12 protein-coding genes are annotated in these 19,814 nt (G+C 54.9%); 9 read left to right on the forward strand and 3 right to left on the reverse strand.

Going from position 1 to position 19,814, the window contains the following annotated elements; all coding sequences use genetic code 11:
• The first annotated feature begins 191 nt into the window (after positions 1-191).
• The 9 genes from Q4606_RS08575 to Q4606_RS08615 all read left to right on the forward strand — a co-directional run bounded on the left by Q4606_RS08575 (position 192) and on the right by Q4606_RS08615 (position 12,813).
• Positions 192-1,799, forward strand: coding sequence for a carboxyl transferase domain-containing protein (locus Q4606_RS08575; RefSeq protein WP_303594348.1), 1,608 nt, complete (start codon positions 192-194; stop codon positions 1,797-1,799).
• 15 nt (positions 1,800-1,814) lie between these two features.
• A complete protein-coding gene (locus Q4606_RS08580) occupies positions 1,815-2,648 on the forward strand; it encodes an enoyl-CoA hydratase-related protein (RefSeq protein ID WP_303607263.1) in 834 nt (277 codons plus the stop codon).
• A 1-nt stretch (position 2,649) separates the two neighbouring features.
• Positions 2,650-4,653, forward strand: coding sequence for an acetyl/propionyl/methylcrotonyl-CoA carboxylase subunit alpha (locus Q4606_RS08585; RefSeq protein WP_303593840.1), 2,004 nt, complete (start codon positions 2,650-2,652; stop codon positions 4,651-4,653).
• A complete protein-coding gene (locus tag Q4606_RS08590) occupies positions 4,653-5,552 on the forward strand; it encodes a hydroxymethylglutaryl-CoA lyase (protein WP_303607264.1) in 900 nt (299 codons plus the stop codon). Before Q4606_RS08585 ends, Q4606_RS08590 begins: the two co-directional genes overlap by 1 nt.
• Before the next feature lie 9 nt (positions 5,553-5,561).
• A complete protein-coding gene (locus Q4606_RS08595) occupies positions 5,562-6,140 on the forward strand; it encodes a peroxidase-related enzyme (protein WP_303607265.1) in 579 nt (192 codons plus the stop codon).
• A gap of 51 nt (positions 6,141-6,191) precedes the next feature.
• Positions 6,192-7,883 (forward strand): AMP-binding protein, encoded by a 1,692-nt coding sequence (locus tag Q4606_RS08600; protein ID WP_303607266.1) that lies wholly within the window; start codon positions 6,192-6,194, stop codon positions 7,881-7,883.
• A 450-nt stretch (positions 7,884-8,333) separates the two neighbouring features.
• The gene (locus Q4606_RS08605; protein ID WP_303593846.1) at positions 8,334-10,292 is read left to right on the forward strand and encodes a hypothetical protein; all 1,959 of its coding nucleotides are present in this window, start codon (positions 8,334-8,336) and stop codon (positions 10,290-10,292) included.
• Positions 10,293-10,549: 257 nt separating this feature from the next.
• Positions 10,550-11,191 (forward strand): TetR/AcrR family transcriptional regulator, encoded by a 642-nt coding sequence (locus Q4606_RS08610; RefSeq protein ID WP_303607267.1) that lies wholly within the window; start codon positions 10,550-10,552, stop codon positions 11,189-11,191.
• A complete protein-coding gene (locus Q4606_RS08615; RefSeq protein WP_303607268.1) occupies positions 11,188-12,813 on the forward strand; it encodes an NAD(P)/FAD-dependent oxidoreductase in 1,626 nt (541 codons plus the stop codon). The genes Q4606_RS08610 and Q4606_RS08615 overlap by 4 nt, the downstream gene beginning before the upstream one ends.
• A 67-nt stretch (positions 12,814-12,880) precedes the next feature.
• Here Q4606_RS08615 and Q4606_RS08620 read toward each other — a convergent pair whose 3' ends face one another.
• Genes Q4606_RS08620 through Q4606_RS08630 form a run of 3 tightly spaced genes read right to left on the reverse strand, consistent with a single transcriptional unit; the run spans position 12,881 to position 19,779 of the window.
• Positions 12,881-15,412: a hypothetical protein gene (locus tag Q4606_RS08620; protein WP_303607269.1), complete on the reverse strand. Its 2,532-nt coding sequence runs from the start codon at positions 15,410-15,412 to the stop codon at positions 12,881-12,883.
• 46 nt (positions 15,413-15,458) lie between these two features.
• Positions 15,459-16,586 (reverse strand): cytochrome-c peroxidase, encoded by a 1,128-nt coding sequence (locus tag Q4606_RS08625; RefSeq protein ID WP_303607270.1) that lies wholly within the window; start codon positions 16,584-16,586, stop codon positions 15,459-15,461.
• Positions 16,576-19,779, reverse strand: a complete 3,204-nt coding sequence (locus Q4606_RS08630) for a hypothetical protein (RefSeq protein ID WP_303607271.1) — start codon at positions 19,777-19,779, stop codon at positions 16,576-16,578. The genes Q4606_RS08625 and Q4606_RS08630 overlap by 11 nt, the downstream gene beginning before the upstream one ends.
• Positions 19,780-19,814 lie beyond the last annotated feature (35 nt).

Here is a 19,814-nt window from a genome sequence, read left to right on the forward strand (position 1 = left end):
CAGGCTTCCTCGACCTTCACGGACAGGGGAGGCCAGCACCCAAAGTATGACGGAGGGGGCGGTGACAGAAGGGTCCGGGAATGTTGGAGGCCAAGGATGGCCGGAAACAAGCGCACATGGATGTGCTTGTAGCGGTTCCCGGACCCTTCTGTTACCGGCCCCGAATCCCCCGAGGTCAGGAAGTCAAACCCATGACGATACTGCAAAGCAAAATAAACCCCAGGTCTGAAGAGTTTCAGGCAAAACACACCGCCATGGCAGAAGCCGTCGCAGACCTGCGGGAAAAAGTCTCCACCATCCAGCAGGGTGGCGGCCCTTCATACCAGGAGCGTCACATCGCCCGTGGCAAACTCCTGCCCAGAGAGCGCATCAACCGCCTTCTGGATGACGGCTCACCGTTCCTCGAAACCGGCCAGTTTGCTGCCTACAACGTCTACGATGAAGCTGTACCTGCGGCTGGAGTTATCACCGGCGTAGGTCGCGTCAGCGGCACCGAATGCATGATCATCGCGAACGACGCCACCGTAAAAGGCGGCAGTTACTACCCGTTGACCGTCAAAAAACACCTGCGTGCCCAGGAAATAGCCCTGGAAAACCGCCTGCCCTGCATCTACCTCGTGGATTCAGGCGGCGCCAACCTGCCCCTGCAGGACGAAGTGTTCCCTGACCGAGACCACTTCGGCCGCATTTTCTACAACCAGGCCCGAATGTCAGCCGACGCCATCCCACAGATTGCCGTCGTAATGGGCCTGTGCACCGCCGGCGGTGCGTACGTACCTGCTATGGCCGATGAATCCATCATCGTACGCAACCAGGGCACCATCTTCCTGGCCGGCCCGCCACTGGTAAAAGCCGCCACCGGTGAAGTCGTTACCGCCGAAGACCTGGGCGGTGCCGACGTACACTGCAAAGTCTCCGGTGTTGCCGATCATTACGCCGAAAACGACGCCCATGCCCTTGAAATTGCCCGGCGTTGTGTTTCCAACCTCAACCGCCGCAAACCGGTTGACGCAGAGATTCGCAAACCCAAACCACCACTGTACGATCCAAGCGAAGTCTATGGCATTGTCGGCACCGACCTGCGCAAACAGTTCGACGTGCGCGACGTCATCGCCCGCACAGTAGACGGTTCCGAGTTTGACGAGTTCAAACGTTACTATGGTCAAACCCTTGTTACCGGCTTTGCCCACATACACGGCTACCCCGTGGGCATCATCGCCAACAACGGCATCCTGTTCAGCGAATCCGCCCAGAAAGGCGCGCACTTCATTGAACTCTGCTGCCAGCGCAATATCCCGCTGCTATTCCTGCAGAACATCACCGGGTTTATGGTTGGCCAGAAGTACGAGGCCGAAGGCATTGCCAAGCACGGAGCCAAAATGGTGATGGCAGTGGCGTGCGCCAACGTACCCAAAATTACCGTCCTGATTGGTGGCAGCTACGGCGCCGGCAACTATGGCATGTGCGGCCGCGCCTACAGCCCCGACTTCCTGTGGATGTGGCCGAATGCCCGTATTTCCGTCATGGGCGGCGAACAGGCTGCCGGGGTATTGGCTCAGGTTCGTCGTGAAGGCCTGGAGCGCAAAGGTCAGGAATGGAGCGCAGAGGAAGAAGCTGCGTTCAAAAAGCCGATTACCGACACCTACGAACACCAGGGCCATCCTTACTACGCCAGCGCCCGCCTGTGGGATGACGGAGTCATCGACCCGGCACAGACCCGGGAAGTCGTTGCCCTCAGCCTCTCTGCCACCTTCAACCGGCCGGCGAAGCCCACGCGCTTCGGCGTGTTCCGGATGTAACCGGGGAGAACGACCATGACAGACACCAACACCCAATCCGCTCAGGCGGAAAAGGAATCGGCCGTTCTACTGAAGCGCCGCGCTCAGGGCGTGACCGAAATCGTGTTGAACCGGCCCGACAAACGTAACGCCTTTGATGACGTGATCATCCAGCAACTGATCAGCGCAATCACCGAAGTCGATGCCGACAGTGAAACCAGAGTGGTTATCCTCCGCTCCGAAGGCAAACATTTCTCCGCCGGCGCGGATCTTGGCTGGATGCGCCGCATGGCGGACAACAGCCAACAGGAAAACCTGGAAGATTCCCGCCAACTGGCGCGTCTGATGGCTTGTCTTAACCATCTCAGCAAGCCGGTTATCGGCCTTGTCCAGGGCGCGGCCTACGGCGGCGCGGTTGGCCTGGCAGCCTGCTGTGACATTGTGATTGCGACGGAAACATCCAGCTTCTGCCTGAGTGAGGTAAAGCTGGGGCTGATTCCTGCAGTGATAAGTCCTTACGTTGTGCGCGCCATTGGCGAGCGCCAGGCACGCCGCTTCTTTATATCAGCGGAAGTATTCAATGCCCGGGACGCCGAACACTTCGGCCTTGTGCATATCGTCTGCGACGATATCGACGCCATGAACTCTCGTTGCAACGAAATGCTGCAGCAGTTGGCCCAGAATGGCCCGGAAGCCATGAAAGCGGCCAAGAGCCTGGTGTTTGCCGTCAGCCACAAGCCCATCGACAGCCATGTGATTGACGATACCGCGCATCGCATCGCTGATATCCGCGTAGGCAAAGAAGGTCAGGAAGGACTCAACGCCTTCCTGAACAAACGTCGCGCCAACTGGATTCCGGAGAGCAACTAACATGTTCAGCAAAATACTCATTGCCAACCGGGGCGAAATCGCCTGCCGGATTATCCAGACAGCACACCGCATGGGTATCCGTTGTGTCGCCGTTTATTCCGATGCAGACGCCAACGCCCATCACGTCTCCATGGCAGACGAAGCCTTTCACATTGGCCCGGCTCCCAGCTCGGAAAGCTACCTGCGTGGCGAGAAGATCATTGAAATCGCCAAGCAAAGCGGTGCCCAGGCCATCCACCCCGGCTACGGTTTTCTATCTGAGAACACCGGGTTTGCAGAAGCCTGCGAAGCCAACAACCTGGTATTTATCGGGCCGCCCTCTTCTGCCATTGCAGCTATGGGATCCAAATCGGCCGCCAAAGCCATAATGGAGAAAGCGGGTGTGCCACTGGTGCCCGGTTACCATGGCGACGACCAAACCCCGGAAACCCTGCGCGCTGAAGCTGAAAAATGTGGCTTTCCACTGCTGCTAAAAGCGGTAGCCGGGGGGGGCGGGAAAGGTATGCGTGTGGTCGAGAACATTGGTGAATTCGATGATGCCCTCGCGGCTGCCAAGCGTGAAGCAAAGAACGCCTTCGGCAACCCCGACATGTTGATAGAACGTTACCTGACTCAGCCGCGTCACGTTGAAATCCAGGTCTTCTGTGATCAGAGCGGCAACGGTGTTTACTTGGCCGAACGTGATTGCTCGGTGCAGCGCCGCCATCAGAAAGTTCTGGAAGAAGCCCCGGCGCCAGGCCTGAGCGAGGAAACCCGCAAAGCCATGGGTGAAGCTGCGGTGAAAGCCGCCCAGGCGATCAACTATGTGGGCGCTGGCACCGTGGAGTTTCTCTACGATGTCGACGGCTCCTTCTTCTTCATGGAGATGAATACCCGATTGCAGGTAGAGCACCCGGTTACCGAGATGGTTACTGGCCAGGATTTGGTGGAGTGGCAGCTTAAAGTGGCCTGGGGTGAGCCCTTGCCCCTTGAGCAATCTCAGGTGAGGACACGCGGCCATGCTCTGGAAGCTCGTATCTACGCTGAAGATCCTGACCAGGATTTCTTGCCGGCCACCGGCAACCTGCGTTACCTGAGCACGCCCGATGAGAGCGCCCATGTACGTGTCGATACCGGCGTCATCGAAGGCGACGAAATCAGTATTCATTACGACCCGATGATTGCCAAACTGATCGTATGGGACGAAACCCGTGATCAGGCCATAAACCGCATGGTTCAGGCGCTGGAGCACTACCGGATCGCTGGTGTTAAAACCAACATTCGGTTCCTGCACGCACTGGCCGATTCGCAGCCATTCCGGGAAGCCGACCTTACCACCGGCTTTATCGACAGCCATCGTGAATTACTGTTTCCGAAATCGAAGCTGGACACCCACAAAGCGCTGGTACTGGCCGCTGGCTTCGTGCTGGAAGAGCGCAAATCTGCTGAGTCCGTAAGCACAGATCCCTGGTCGCCTTTTGGTCGCCGCAACAGCTGGCGCCTGAATTCGGAATACGCTCAGCCCCTGCAGTTGCAGGCGGGTGACGAGATTCACGAACTGAAAATTCTCGAGCGGGACGACAATTACCAGGTATTCGTAGACGGCAGTGTATACAGCCTCACGGCAAAACTTGATGACGACTACATGCAAGCCGTTATCAACGGCCACCGGATCAGCATCCATGGCAACCTGCACAATGACCAATTGGTGCTTTTCTACGAAGGCGACACTTTCCAGTGCACTGTGTACCGGGAAAATTACATTTCCGACGACCTGGCGCCTGAAGGCGGCCTGACAGCCCCCATGAACGGTGCAATTGTGGCCGTACAGACTAATGTGGGCGATACGGTGACCGGTGGCCAAACACTGGTCATTATGGAAGCCATGAAGATGGAACACGCTATCAAGGCCCCGGCAGACGGCGTCGTCACCGAAATCTTCTTCACCGAAGGTGAACAGGTTTCGGAAGGTGCAGAACTGATTGCGATCGAAGTCGCGAAAGAAGGCACTGAGGAGGCAGTCTAATGGCCTTTCCCGAACAGGTTCGGCTGGTAGAAATGAGCCCGAGGGACGGCCTGCAAAATGAGGCCGGCCCGGTGATTGCCACAGGCATTAAAACCGGGCTGATTGACCGGCTCGCCGATTGCGGCCTGACGCATATCGAGTCCGCCAGCTTTGTATCACCCAAATGGGTTCCGCAAATGGGCGATGCCGCTGACGTGATGGCCGGTATCCAGCGTAAAGCGGGCGTACGCTATTCGGTGCTGACTCCTAACCTCAGAGGCTTCGAGAACGCTCTGGCGGCGGGTGCGGATGAAGTGGCCGTATTTGGTGCAGCTTCAGAATCGTTCAGCCAGAAAAACATCAACTGTTCCATCGCAGAAAGCCTGGAGCGTTTCCTGCCCGTGATGGAGGCAGCGAACAAGCACAAGATTCCAGTGCGAGGCTATGTTTCCACCGTACTGGGGTGCCCCTATGAAGGCGATATCGCACCGGAACAGGTGGCAAAAGTTGCCAAAGCGCTGGCTGACATGGGCTGCTATGAAATCTCTCTGGGCGATACTATTGGCGTAGGTACACCACTGAAAGCCAAACGTATGCTGGAAGCCGTAGCTAAACACGTGCCCGTTGAGCGCCTGGCTGCTCACTTCCACGATACCTATGGCCAGGCCCTGGCCAATCTATACGCGGTACTGGAAGAGGGCGTATCCGTTATCGATGCCTCTGTCGCAGGCCTGGGTGGCTGCCCATACGCCAAAGGGGCTTCCGGTAACGTCGCCACCGAAGATGTGCTTTATCTGCTCAACGGCCTGGGCATCAGAACCGGCGTGGATCTGGACAAACTGGTGTCGACCGGCGAGTGGATCAGCAGCCAGCTCAACCGACACAACGGCTCGAAAGTGGGCCAGGCGCTCAAATCGTAAGGATCTGACATGACCAAAAACAAGAATGTTGTTGCTCTGGATCTTCCGATTCCCGACATGAATGACCTTCCGGACGATGTCCGGAAGTATTTTGAAATTTGTCTGGAAAAGTTGGGAATGGTTCCCAACGTGCTAACCGCATTCAGCCAGAATCTCAAGCAGCTGGACGGCTTCACCCGCTTCTATAATGAGCTGATGATGGGTGAAAGCGAGCTTAGCAAGCTGGAACGGGAAATGATTGCAGTAGTGGTCTCCTCAGAAAACAAATGCTTCTACTGCCTGGTGGCCCATGGCGCAGCGGTACGTGTCTTGAGTGGCGATCCCACCTTGGGCGAGCATCTGGTGATGAATTACCGGTCGGCCAAACTGGATAAGCGCCACCGCGCCATGCTGGATTTCGCATCCCACCTCACCCGCTCGCCGGCAACGGTCGCGGAAGACGAGGTGCAGGCTCTACGTGATGCAGGATTCAGCGACGGTGCGATCTGGGACCTGAGCAACATAGTCGGCTTTTACAACATGTCGAACCGCGTGGCGATTGCCAGCGACATGCGCCCGAATACTGAATATCACAGTCAGAGCCGCTAACAGGCTCACTAAAATTTTGACCTCGAAGACAAAAACAACCGGAGGCAGACAATGAACCAGACTCTTCCAAGCTACACCAGCGGCACCTCCAAAACACCGCTGCTGGGCATGACCATTGGTGAGATGCTTGACCGCACCGCCAACAAGTATCCCGACACCGAAGCTCTGGTGTGCCTGCACCAGGACATCCGATGGACCTATAAAGAGTTCCTGGCCAAGGTCAATGAGGCGGCAAGAGCCTTTTTGGCGATTGGTGTGAAGCGCGGCGATCGCGTGGGCATCTGGGCTCCGAACCGGTATGAGTGGACGGTCACCCAATTTGCTACCGCCAAAGTGGGCGCTATTCTGGTCAACATCAACCCGGCCTACGGCATGCACGAACTGGAATATGCCATGAACCTGGCGGGCATCAGCGTGCTGGTTACCGCTGACAGTTTCAAGGCCTCTGACTACCGCAAAACACTTTACGAGTTGGCGCCAGAACTGAAGGCGGGCACACCCGGAAAAATCAAGGCCCAGCGGCTTTCAGATCTGCACGCAGTGATAAACCTGGATACGGAAAAGCACGCCGGCATGTGGAGCTGGGACGAGTTCACGGGGTTTGGGGGCAATGTCAGCCAGGACGAAGTGGACAAGGCCCAGAGTCAGCTGCAGTTTGACGACCCTATCAACATTCAATTTACCTCTGGCACCACCGGTAACCCGAAGGGCGCTACCCTCACCCACCACAATATTCTGAACAACGGCTTCTTTGTGGGTGAAAGTCAGATTCTTACCGAAAAAGACCGCCTGGTTATTCCGGTACCTCTTTACCATTGCTTCGGCATGGTAATGGGCAACCTTGGCTGCATCACCCACGGGTCTACCATGATCTATCCGGGCGAAGGCTTTGAACCCAAAGCAGTGCTGCAGGCAGTGCACCAGGAAAAAGCTACGGCGCTCTACGGCGTGCCCACCATGTTTATCGCAGAACTGGCCGATCCGGAGTTTGAATCCTACGACCTCTCAACCCTGCGCACGGGCATCATGGCAGGCTCAATATGCCCCGCGGAGGTGATGAAAAAGGTCAACGGCAAGATGAATATGAAGGAAGTTCAGATTGCCTACGGTATGACCGAAACCAGCCCGGTTTCCACCCAGACCAGCTCCCTTGACCCGTTCGAGAAGCAGGTCACTACTGTAGGCCGCACCCAACCGCACCTGGAAACGAAAATCGTCGACCCGGCAACAGGTAACGTGCTGCCCCGCGGCGAGATCGGTGAGTTGTGTACTCGCGGTTACAGCGTAATGCTGAAGTACTGGAACAACGAAGAAAAAACCCGCGAAGCCATCGACGCTGCTGGCTGGATGCACACCGAAGATCTGGCGACGATGGACGAAGAAGGCTATGTGCAGATTGTCGGTCGCATCAAGGATATGGTGATACGTGGTGGTGAAAACATCTACCCGAAAGAGGTTGAGGAATTTCTCTACACCCACCCATCCATTGAGGAAGTTCAGGTTACCGGCGTTCCCGACGACAAGTATGGCGAAGAACTGGTTGCCTGGGTCAAACTGCGGCCCGACGCAGACCCGGTGGATGCCGATGGCCTGATGGCCTTCTGCAAGGGCAAAATTGCCCACTTCAAGATCCCCCGTAACTACAAGTTCGTGGATGAATTCCCGATGACGGTTACCGGCAAGATCCAGAAGTTCAAGATGCGAGAAATTTCTATCGAGGAAATGGGGCTGAAAACAAGATAGGCACCAGGTAACAGAAAAATGTAGCTCAGCCCGAAACCTTATGTGTCGGGCTGAGCCAGGCCGTCCCCCCCATCAGCGAGACTGTTTGACTGCGATTAGCCGAAACTGTACCTGTTTTTCAGGGTCGGCGTTGACTAGGCTTTGGAGGATTCCAAAAACTATCAACAAAAACAAGAGGTAGTTGTCATGCACTATCAACGCAGTTTTCTAGCGCTCGCCTGCAGCGTCTTTATTTTGCAGGGTTGCCTGAACTCAGACTCCGATTCTGATTCCAGCAACCAGAGCCAGCAAGACCCAGCCCCGGATTTAAGCAGCTTTGATTTAGTCACCGCCAGTTATTGTGACCATACTGTGCAAGGCCACTGCATGTACCCCTTTCCCAACAACTTCTTCACGGAAAATGACAACTTGACGCCGACCGGGTTGAGAGTCAATTTCATGGAGGCAGGGATGCCCGTTGCTGCGCCAATAGACCTCCCCGCAGCGCCAGCGGATAATCGCTACGTTCCAGTAAAAACCACAGAATCTGCACCGATCAACCCTGAACAATGGAATCGCAATGATGGATTTTCACCCGGTTCCATGTTGCTCGCGCACTTGCCCGGTATTGATCTGACGACGACCGGAGCGGCTCCGCTGACTGATATTGAACAATCCTTGGAAGCGGATGCCCCCATACTGGTGTTCAATGCGCAGACCCTCGAACGTCATTTATTATGGGCGGAACTGGACGCGAACAATACGGACCCGGCACAACAAGCCCTGATTATCCGGCCCGCGAAGAATTTTATCGAAGGTGAGCGCTATATTGCAGTCATTCGCAACGCCAGGAACGCCGATGGCGAATTGCTGAAACCTAACGAACTGTTCCGAGCCTATCGCGATGGCATTGCTACTGGTGAGGAAGCGTTTGAGGCTCGTCGTGATGCCATGGACGACCTATTCGAGACCATTGAGGATGCCGGAATCTCCCGTGAGGAGGTGACTCTGGCCTGGGACTTCACCATAGCCAGCCAACGGTCGCTTACCGAGCGGTTGTTGAGCATTCGTGATGATGCATTCAGTCGGTTGGGTGGTCAAGCTCCAGTGTTCACCGTTACCGAGGTGCTGGAAGATCCTGCCAATGGTCTGAGCCGGAACATTGTCGGCACCTTCGAAGTGCCCAATTACCTTAACCAGCCAGATGGCGGGGTGGGTGCGACCTTCAATTATTCCAACGATGGCCCCGACGCCTTACCCGAAGTACTCAATGGCAACGACGTAATGCAGGCCAGGTTCCGTTGCCAAATACCTTCTATGGCGGTGGCTGACTTTTCAGATCCGAACAGCGCGGTTGAGCCAGCGCGGGCGGCACTCTATGGGCATGGACTGTTCGGGCAAAGTGCCTATGAGCCCAAAGGTGGCGAATTTGGCAGCGGGCACGTTCGTGCCCTTCAAAGCGAGCACAATATTGCCTTCTGTGCCACAGACTGGATCGGCATGGCTCAGGAGGACATAGTCGCCGGGAACATTCATCGTATTTTGGCCGACCTGAGTGACCTGCCCAAACAACTCGATCGCAGTCAGCAAGGTTTATTGAACTTCATGTACCTGGCCGAACTGATGCGCCACCCTGACGGCTTCGCCAGCAATCCGAACTTCCGCCATGGGCCAGGCGATACTCTGGTCTATGATCCGACAGAGGTATTCTATGACGGAAACAGCCAAGGCGGGATTCTTGGTGGCGCGCTGATTGCTACTGCACCGAATATCCACCGCGGAGTGCTTGGTGTGCCGGGGAGTAACTACAGCCTGTTGCTGAGGCGTTATGGCCCATTTAACCAGCGTTTTGGCTCGGTGCTTTATGAAGCCTACCAGGACGGCCTGGACCAATCCCTGAACTTCGCGCTCATGCAAATGCTATGGGACAGAGCCGAAAATAACGGTTACCTCAGCCATCTGGCGGGAAATCACCTACCCAACACCCCTACTGACAAACAGGTGTTGCTGCACGTAGCACTGGGCGACTATCAGGTAACTCAGTGGAGTGCCGAAATCATGGCGCGCACCATTGGCGCGGCGGTACACGAACCAACCGCCCGCCTGGGAGAGAGCCCGGACAGCAATCCACTCTTCGGTATCCAGCGGATCGAGCAATATCCACACGAGGACCATGCACTGATGATATGGGATTCGGGTGACGTGGTGGAAACCAGCCCGGGAACTTTCAAGGGCAACCCGTTGCCGCCGACTAACAACACCGGCCCGGACGGCGACTACGGCAACGACCCGCACGAGTCACCACGCAACACTCTGGCAGCCAGGGAACAAAAATCTGACTTCATGCGAAGCGACGGTGCAGTCACTGATGTGTGCGGGCTTGCGCCGTGCTACAGCGATGACTATACCAATCTATCCCGCCTGCCATAAATAAAGGCGATCCTACCTGCGGCGGCAAAACAATCCTTCGGATTGCCGTCGCAGGCCCGGTTGTCACGTCCCTTTAGATCAGATTGCCCGAGCCGGCGGCACCGCGATTGCCCAGCAACCCCACCAAGATCCCCTCTCGAGAGCGATACTGAATCGATGCTGTTTGTGTTGGTTTGGAGCCAGCCTATCTAATCCATTTGACAAGCTGCTCTGTGTCGTGATTCTATGATGAATAACAATGTTATCGATGTTAACTTATGCCGAACAATACCCCCTCGTTAAAATTCGCGTACCACCACGGTGACCTGCCAAAACAAACCCTTGATCTGGCTCTGAAAACGTTGCGTGAACTCGGGGATGCTGCCATTAGCCTGCGCGCCCTTGCAAAACAGCTTGGCGTCAGTGCTCCAGCTTTGTACCGGCATTTTTCAGACCGCGACACTTTGCTGGCTGAGCTGGCCATCGGTGGGTTTGAGGCTTTGACTGACCGGCTGGGCGCCGTAGACCAAACGACGCCGCGCACAGCGCTGATCGAGATCGGCCTGGTGTACGTAAAATTTGCACAGGAAGAACCCAATCTTTACCGCCTGATGTTCGGAGGCCGCGTTCTGCCCTTGGGAGCTCATCCGCGACTGGATGCAGCCGGCAAGCGTGCGTTCAAGGTACTGGAAAACACCGTGTCCAATGCCCGCCAGCTTGGTTATCTGAAACCCTCACCTGTTTCGATGACAACCGCTGCAGCCTGGTCCCTGGTGCACGGACTGTCTCAACTCACAATCGATGGACATTTGCCGAGCGCAAAGGCTGAACCCACGTTGACCGAAGGCGTACTCAGCTTGCTGCTGGACGGCGCCCGGAGCGACACCCGACAACAATCACAACAGGACTCAAACCTATGAGCAGCCCCAAACCCAGCACCCTCCGCGTTGGCCGCCGCTACCGTGCCAACCGCCTGGACGGCCCCTACGATGCCATTATCATCGGTTCCGGCATTGGCGGACTGACTGCTGCTGCCTGCATGAGCAAAATGGGTAAAAAGGTTCTGGTGCTTGAGCAGCACTATACCGCCGGCGGCTTCACTCATAGTTACGACCGTAACGGCTATGAATGGGATGTAGGTGTGCACTATATCGGCGACATGGGTGCAGACCACACCATGGGAAAGCGCTTGTTCGACCACATTACAGACGGACAACTGAAGTGGGCACCAATGGACGCCCATTACGACCGCATTTTTTTAGGCGAGAAGCATGTGGACCTGGTTGCCGGCCCTCACGCCTTCCGTGCTGAACTGGTCAAAACCTTCCCGGAAGAAGAAAAAGCCATCGACACCTACCTTGATTACCTACGCAAGGTATCCAAGGCCATGCCCGGCGTCGTTCTGGGCAAAGTTTTGCCAGACCTGGCCGCAGGCCCACTGAGCATGCTTACCAAACGCCGCGCCCCGGATTTCCTGAACAAGCCGACCCGTGAAGTGCTGGAGCGCATTACCAGTAATCAGGAGCTGATTGCTGTACTCACCGGCCAATGGGGCGACAACGGCCTGCCACCGGCGGAATCCAGCTTCATCATCCACTCGCTGATTGCACGCCATTATCTGCACGGTGGGTACTACCCTGTCGGCGGTGCCTCTGAAATGGCGAAAACCATCATCCCGGTGGTTCAGCAAAGCGGTGGCGAAGTCTTCACCTACGCCGATGTAACCGGCATTTTGGTCGAAAAAGGCAAAGCCATTGGTGTTCGCATGGCAGATGGCGAAGAAATACGCTCACCGCTGGTTATCAGCAATGCCGGCGTGTTCAACACATTCAACAAGCTACTGCCCGAAGACGCGCCTGAATGGGGCTACTATCAAGACAAGCTGAAAACCGTTAAGCGCTCCATGGCCAGCAACTGCCTGTATATCGGTCTGCAGGATACGGCCGAAAACCTGGGTTTGCCGAAAACCAATTACTGGATCTACCCTGGCCCTAATTACGAAAAACAGATACAGAATTTCATGGACGACCCGGAGAACAACGACATACCGCTGACCTATATTTCCTTCCCCTCGGCCAAAGACCCCAGCTTTGCCGAGCGCTACCCTGGCCGTGCCACCATTGAGATCGTAGCGCCTGGCCCGTTTGAATGGTACGAAGAATGGTCCGACAAAACCTGGGGCAAACGCGGCGAAGACTACGAAGCCAAAAAAGAAGAATACGCCCAGCGACTGCTGGCAAAACTGTACGAGAAGTTCCCTCACCTGGAAGGTAAAGTGGATTACTACGAGCTGTCCACTCCCCTGTCCACCGACTATTTCTGCCGGTACAGCAAAGGTGAAATCTACGGCCTGGACCACACCCCTGACCGCTTCGAGTTGGACTGGCTGAAACCCAAAACCCGCATTCCCGGCCTGTACCTCACAGGTCAGGACATCATGACCTGTGGTGTCGTCGGCGCCATGCTCGGCGGCCTGCTGACAACGATCGCCGTGAGCGGCTTCAAGGGGCTCCCGCTTGCGAAAAAGATGTTTGTGGGCTGATGGACAACCCCATTCCCTGTGGCAAGGAGCAGGGAATGGGGTTGTCCGTGCACTTATCTCTATAGATCTAGAATTCCAACCCGAGAGTCAGCCAAAGCTGACGACCAGGCTCAACCCCTGAGTCACCATCAAGAACAGTGTACACGCGATCATTAAACAGGTTGCGCAGTTCAGCTCCGGCAATCAGTGAGGTACCGTATATCGCGGGATGGGTATAGCGCATGGAAAGATCAAACAGGAATGTATGAGGACGATCCTCATCGGCATACTCAGTCAGACTTTCACGAATGACTTCGCCACCCGCTGACGTGATCAATTCGCCCTCCACTTCCCGGCCGGTATCGATAATCTGGGCATAATCGCCACGAAACCTGCCGTTGATCGTTCCACTAAGCTGATTATTGAATCGGTGTGACACACCGATGTTAATTACAATCGGCCGGTTAAAATCGCTGCGCAGAACATCCAGTTCCCCGTACGCTACACGCTGCCCCTGATACCAGACAAATTCCGATGGCGAGGTGTTATCTATGGGGTCATCATAATCGGCATTGTTAGTTTTGGTTTCAGACCAGGTACCACTAACGCTGACCATGGTGTCACCATAAACTCCGTTCCAGCCCAGGGAAACCCCGAGGTACTCGCTGCTGCCCTCATTATTCATGATGTAATAACGATAGCCGTCTGCCTGAGTATCGGTGGTGGTTCTGGCAAACTCGTCCTTGTTGTCACGCTTCACCACTTTCAACACCATGCGTCCACCCAACAGGGCCTGATCCAGGCCCAAAGTCTGCTCATCGCTAAAGGGGGTGTCTACATCATCAAACACATAGCGGTAGTCGCCCTGGCCTACTTCTCGCTCCCAATCCGTCACGATGTTCTGTTCGGTAGAACGGTATTCCGTATAAAACGGGGCCCTTGCCTCCCGCAACTTGTAGGTAAGCAACGCTGCGCCGTAGTACCGGTTAAACCCTGCGATTAGAACGGTACTTGCGTTATCAAACACATCAAATGTCGCGCGCGTACGGAATGCAACATCATGGTTCTCAAGAAAATCATTGTAGTCGTATCGCAGCCCAAGGGTTCCTGTCAGGCGTTGCCAAGCCAGTGTCGTTTCGCCATAGAACCCAGCCTCATTCAGCGCTACTTCAACATCGTCGGCCTGATAAATATTGCGACTGGAAAAATACTGTTCATTCTGCACGCAATCCGTCGTAATTCCCCGACACTGTACATCGGTGTTGATCACTGCATTGCTGTATATCGCAAGGTCCTCATCACGCCGAAAGCGATAAGTACTGTGGCTGGCCTGAATTCCGGCTTCGTTGGTAAATTCCACAGCACCTATACGAACCGGCAAGGTTGCCACGGAATACGCCAGATCGGTCGAATTCTGAATTTTATCCAGGTCGCCATAACCACCTTCACGGCTCAGGCCAACATCGGCTTCACGGCCCCACTGGCGGCTACTGGTGTTTTCCCAACTGAAGTATCCGTTTGGTGCCTCCCGCTCGTTAACACTGCTTGTCCAACCCAGATCCAGATTATGTTCTAACTGCTCGCCAAGGTATTCGAAACCGGCTTTAAGGTTATAGCCTCCACCGTTGACCGTATAATCACTGGCCTTGGTGTCGGTAATAAAGGTGTCGCTGGAATAAGGAGACCAGGTCGCCGAAAGGTCCAGAATTGCGGCGTCTCCGAGTTGGGAGGACAACTTCAGCAACACATTCTGGTTGCTTTGCGTCCGGTTTCGGGTATTACCCAAACTGACATCTGGCGTTTCAGAATAGGCCTGACTAACACTGGTTATCAGCCCGATCTCATCGTTAAGCGGTGCCGAATAAGTAAAGGCTGCCCGGTATCGCTCGAAGTCCGGCTCTTCGGGAGGAGTTGGAGGCAATGTTTCAATCTCAGGGTCCCACTCCCTTGTAAACGTGCGAAAGCGCGTCCACTGGCTACGAGTACCGCTAACCGTCAACTTGCCTACCGATTCGCGACCAGCACGCCTGGTTGTCGCATCCACCACGCCGCCGGTAAAACCACCGTATGCCGCTGGCACATTGCTGTCGTATACCTTCAACTCGCCAATAAGATCTGCATCGATGAAAAGCGACTGCTCATGACCACCAATATCGCTGATAGAAGAGCTGCTGTCTGAAGCCGGATCAAGGCGGTTACTGTTGCTCAGACCGTCCAGAACAAAGTTATTTTCATAGAATCGCCCGCCAGATATAGATATCGATTCAGGCTTCAGGTCGGTCAACCCCTCCACACTCTGACTGCTTTCGCCAAACTGAATGCCTGGAACCAGCTTTAGAATGTTCTCAAGACCGCCATCAGCGCTGCCAAAACGCTCTATATAGCTTTGATCAAAAATATATTCACCAGCACCAGATTCACTTGTACCACCCGGGTTCTGCACTGGTGCGGTAATCAGCAATTCCGGTAACTGAGTCGGTCTGGAGACAGATACTGCCTCCGGCTCTTCGGCCAACACCTCAAAACCAGTAAGGGACAGAACCGAAGCTACAACCCAATGTCGACCCGGCACATAATGCTTTCGCGAAGGGCCATTGGTAAAACAACGCCTGTTTGTCATGAGTTAAACCTGAAAGGAAAGTCAAAAACCATTGAACTGAAAAATGTCAGCGGGGCAATTCTGTGGGCGTCGTATAAGGCGCCCCCCTACCCAAAGTAAGCAAAAAAGCCTTCAGCGCCTGAAGCTCCTGCTGGTCCAGATTTAAAGGCTGAATCAGCGGCGACAGTTGAGCAAACCTGGGATCCTGGCGGCCCAGCTCGGTGGGCTGGTTTTGCCACCAGCCCATATTGTAAGCAGCCAGTACGTGATCAAGATCAGCCAGTAGGCCGTTGTGCATATATGGCGCAGTAACTGCTACGTTGCGCAGTGGCGCGGTACGAAAAGCACTGAAATCTTCATTTTTTTTCGTCACTGAATAACGGCCGGTATAATTGCCAACTTCATAAAAGGCCGTCCCCAGATGATGGTATTTGCCATCAGTAAGTAACGCGCCATTGTGGCAGTTCATACAGCGGCCTTTGGTACGAAAGAGGTGTAAACCTTGCAGTTCCTGATCATTCAGTGCACTTTGGTCACCGCGCATGAACCGATCAAAACGTGTGGCAGTGGTGGTACGCTGGCGCACAAAACCCGCAATGGCGGCAGTTATCCGGTCAAAGTCCACCTCCGGGTCTCCAAAAGCCTTCTCAAAGAGCTGACGATAAGCCTCAATAGCCTGAAGCCTCTCGATAATCTCTGGCGGATTGCCTGCCATTTCAATCGGATTGGTAATACTCGCTGCCGCCTGCTCTTCCAAAGAAATAGCGCGGCCGTCCCAGAACAGTTCCTTCAGATAACCAGCATTCAGAATCGTTGGTGAATTCAGCTGACCCTGCTGGCGATTATGACCAAATGAAAAGCGACGTCCATCTGCCCAACCAAGATCCGGGTCATGGCAGGACGCGCACGCATGTTGACCGGAGCCAGACAAAACAGGGTCAAAAAACAACGACTTCCCAAGCTCTCGCCGGGCCTTTAGCAACGAACTCGTCCCAGGATCAGCGGATTCAGTATGAGTAGCATTTTCTGGCAAGGCGGCTAATGGTGTTACCTGGTTGCCCGGCGCCACAATAGGGGCCGGCCACTGTTCCTGAGGCACAGAGTACAGCGCCCGCAAGTCCGTAGCCTGAGCCGGTGAAACCAGCGCTGTACCTGCTGCAAGCAGCAGGTACAGCGCAAATCTGCTAGGCCGCATCTACACAGGTGGCACAGTACGGGGTTTCGTCCAGCCTGTTATTAGTTCCGTCACCATCAATATCATCATCAATTCCAAACGGGGCGGCGGCCTGCTCTTCGGTAGAACTTTGCGGGTCAAAAAAGTCGGCTTTGCTATCGCCGTCGAAATCAAAGCGGGCTATACCTGCTCCAGGGTAGTCGTCCTGTGCCGACAGTTTTTCAGCAATGCTCGACAGCATCGCATTGCGATCAGCCGTCGTATAAGTCGACGTACGTGAGATACTTTCAGCCAGTTCGTAATGACGACCCTCAGCCAAGGTAACAACCAGCTCCTTACTGCGCAGAACGCGATTGTTATCATCCAATAGCTCGAAAACCTCCAGCGCACCACCAAATACCAGAGGCGAACCGGCGTTTCCTTTTGCCATATCGGCTACACGGGCTCTTGCCTGCTGTATATAGGCCGCGTTTTCCGAATTCCAGGTACCCTCTGTCGCCAGCAACTTGCGTGTGGCAGTCGCAATATCGGCATAGTCATCAGCCACATCTTCCAACTCTTTGGCCAAAGTGTTTGCGGAATCAATGCTATCTGCCGCTGTCATCATCGTATTCAGGACTGGCAAAGAAAGGGTATCCAGAGTCTCAATCGCATCACCGGGACGTCCTGCGTTACTCTGCAAAACCGCCAGTTCGCGATAGAGTTCAAGCTGGTCGTCGGGTTCAGTAATCGAAGCCACCAGACCCTTGGCACGATTAATCTGTGTTTCAGGGTATTCACCCAGCGCAACATACCCATTGGCTACGGCAATATCAGCGTCAATCCGGTCTTGAGTAGCCGCACCGTCGCCATAGCGTGTGACTGCTGTGTTGGCGCAGACGTTCATGCGCTCAAGCGCCAGTGCCTCTCTACCGGTTGTCGCTGTCGCTCTCGCAGCAGCAGCGCAGCTTTCAGTAACCAGTTGCTTTGGAGTGGATGTGCTGGCAATAAAATCATCGGTTACCGCAAGGGACCAAGCGTTTTCGACCACGGCTTCTGCAGCTGCGGGCAAATCTGCCTCCAGCAACTGGGCCACAAGTGTTGTCCCCTGGAAAGAAAGGCCCCGAATCTGATAGACCATGTGATACACGCGATCCAGAACGTCTGGAACCTGCGCTGTCATCACCTCAATAGCACTATTCGCGTCACCGGTCCTGGCCGCATCGACCGCTTTGAATACAGCAAGTTCCAGCCGTGCAGCAGTCACTGCGTCCGCGCCAAATGGCTGACCTTCAACTTTTTCGGTGAGCAGAGTCTCGTATCGGTCAATCAGACCCAGGCGCACATAGGGAGCTGCTGCTGTACCCACGTAGAATCGTGCAAACCCATTACATGCGACACTGAGCAGTGGTTCGAATTTTTCAATTCCAGCCAATGCCTTGGTGGTTTCTCCAAGGCGACTGTACAAATCAACATAACGGCTTGTGTACTGGGTCTGAAGGGCGGCACAAGTAATCGGGCCCGGCTGAACAGGCATGTTGTCAATCCAGGATGCAGCCAGATCTGTGTAGTCGCGGGCCTGCTGAACCGACGAACCAACAAGACCTTCAGCCTCCGCCTGTTCCACGAGATTAATTGCCTGCTCAAGCAATGCATAAGTCAGATTAGAGTAGTTACCGGACCAGGCAGCACCAGGGCCTCCGAACCGATCTCTGAACGACTCCACTGGCTCTAAAACCTCTGTAGCTTTCTGATTCAGCCCTACCTGACCGTAGTTAGTACTCAGGTTCTGCAGAAACCGGGTATCGTCAAAACTCAGGTTTTCAACGCCTTTTTGCGCAAGGACTCCGTTCCCGGAAAGGTAGATATCAGCAGCCAGGTCCAAGTAATGAGAGCCTTTTTCTGCGTTACCGCTATCAAAGAATGCCTTTCCTATTTTCCGGAAGGCATCGGCCCGCTCACTGGGCTGGAAGATTTTACTGAGGGCAATCAACTCGGCGCGTTCGTCCAGACCGGCGGCGGCAAGACCGACAGCAATCTGGGCGTAGACAGGATCTGTAATAGCGTCGTCGTATAACCCGGTGAACAGGGTTTCCGCTTTGTAGAAAGGCGACAGATCAGAACTCAGAAAGTACTGAGCTTTGGCTTCATTGTCGTCGTTCAGTAGTTCTTCCTGTGCCAGGGGCAACTCATGATCAATAAAATCGATGCGCGCCACGAAAGCGACAAGGTCATCCGTTGCCACTTCGCCAGGCACCACCAGATCTTGCGTCAAGCTATCACTATCAAGCCCATAAATGCTGATCAGATAGCGCGCCAGGTTATCGATTCCCGGGCTATCTGGGTCGACACCTTTACGCCCATTCGCTTCCCATACCGCCTGCGCGATGCGGGCGATAGCCTCGGTTGTTTCCGGGGATTCGATAAGACTCAAAGATTCACGATAAAAGCGCGCCAGACCACTTTCAAACTGAAGGCGGTTCCAGAGCTGCACGGTTCCAACACCCGGCTCAGGGTTCACCAGCGCTGCATCAAGTGCTCCAAGGCGCCCGGCAACAACCGCCAGCAGCGGACGTTCGGTGTTAACCGCTGCCAGACCATTGATTGCGCCGGTCAAGTCACCGTCAGCCACCTGTAATTCTTCGATAAAGTCGGCCCACTCAAGCCCGGTGTCGCGCAATGCTTTCGCGATTTCAGTCAGTTTCAGGCTCAGAACCTGAACCTCCGGATTATCGGCGGGGTTGTCATCCAATTCTTCGGCGGCGCTGAGGTTCAGCAAATCGGCAAGTTGTTGTGCGGATAAATTGTCACTGGCGTTCGCAGCCAATGTGGTTAAAGGGGAAACCACAAATTCACCGCTGGCGCTGACATCCGCACGCAGGGTAACACCCTGCAAATCGGCACCGGTTTCCACATCCCGTCCACCAATCGCAACCACAGCGGCAAGCTGACTGAGTTGCTGCTCACTCAATTCGAAACGGAAGCTGCCACCACTGTCGGTACGTACAATGCTGGTTAATGCATTGCCGTCGGCATCGACCAGGCGCACTGCAGATTGTTCGATGGCCGGATCTGTTACAACCCCTGACACGACTGACGATGACTCCTGGGCTGAGGAGCTATCGCCACCGGAGGACCCTCCACCGCAGGCACTCACAGTCAGGGCAGCAAGAATAACAACCATTAACCGCCCTAGCCCCGGAACAAAGGGTTTGCGTAGGTTTAAACGAGACATAGGAACTCCGAGAGTAAGGCCGATATGATTTTTAA

Origin of the sequence: Marinobacter sp. 1_MG-2023 (genome assembly GCF_030549045.1) — a bacterium.
GTDB lineage: Bacteria > Pseudomonadota > Gammaproteobacteria > Pseudomonadales > Oleiphilaceae > Marinobacter.

Excerpts from the sequence above, each read along its gene's own strand:
- Q4606_RS08575 (WP_303594348.1), top strand. The coding sequence starts at position 192 with ATGACGATACTGCAAAGCAAAATAAACCCCAGGTCTGAAGAGTTTCAG.
- Q4606_RS08580 (WP_303607263.1), top strand. The coding sequence starts at position 1,815 with ATGACAGACACCAACACCCAATCCGCTCAGGCGGAAAAGGAATCGGCC.
- Q4606_RS08585 (WP_303593840.1), top strand. The coding sequence starts at position 2,650 with ATGTTCAGCAAAATACTCATTGCCAACCGGGGCGAAATCGCCTGCCGG.
- Q4606_RS08590 (WP_303607264.1), top strand. The coding sequence starts at position 4,653 with ATGGCCTTTCCCGAACAGGTTCGGCTGGTAGAAATGAGCCCGAGGGAC.
- Q4606_RS08595 (WP_303607265.1), top strand. The coding sequence starts at position 5,562 with ATGACCAAAAACAAGAATGTTGTTGCTCTGGATCTTCCGATTCCCGAC.
- Q4606_RS08600 (WP_303607266.1), top strand. The coding sequence starts at position 6,192 with ATGAACCAGACTCTTCCAAGCTACACCAGCGGCACCTCCAAAACACCG.
- Q4606_RS08605 (WP_303593846.1), top strand. The coding sequence starts at position 8,334 with ATGCCCGTTGCTGCGCCAATAGACCTCCCCGCAGCGCCAGCGGATAAT.
- Q4606_RS08610 (WP_303607267.1), top strand. The coding sequence starts at position 10,550 with ATGCCGAACAATACCCCCTCGTTAAAATTCGCGTACCACCACGGTGAC.
- Q4606_RS08615 (WP_303607268.1), top strand. The coding sequence starts at position 11,188 with ATGAGCAGCCCCAAACCCAGCACCCTCCGCGTTGGCCGCCGCTACCGT.
- Q4606_RS08620 (WP_303607269.1), bottom strand. The coding sequence starts at position 15,412 with ATGACAAACAGGCGTTGTTTTACCAATGGCCCTTCGCGAAAGCATTAT.
- Q4606_RS08625 (WP_303607270.1), bottom strand. The coding sequence starts at position 16,586 with ATGCGGCCTAGCAGATTTGCGCTGTACCTGCTGCTTGCAGCAGGTACA.
- Q4606_RS08630 (WP_303607271.1), bottom strand. The coding sequence starts at position 19,779 with ATGTCTCGTTTAAACCTACGCAAACCCTTTGTTCCGGGGCTAGGGCGG.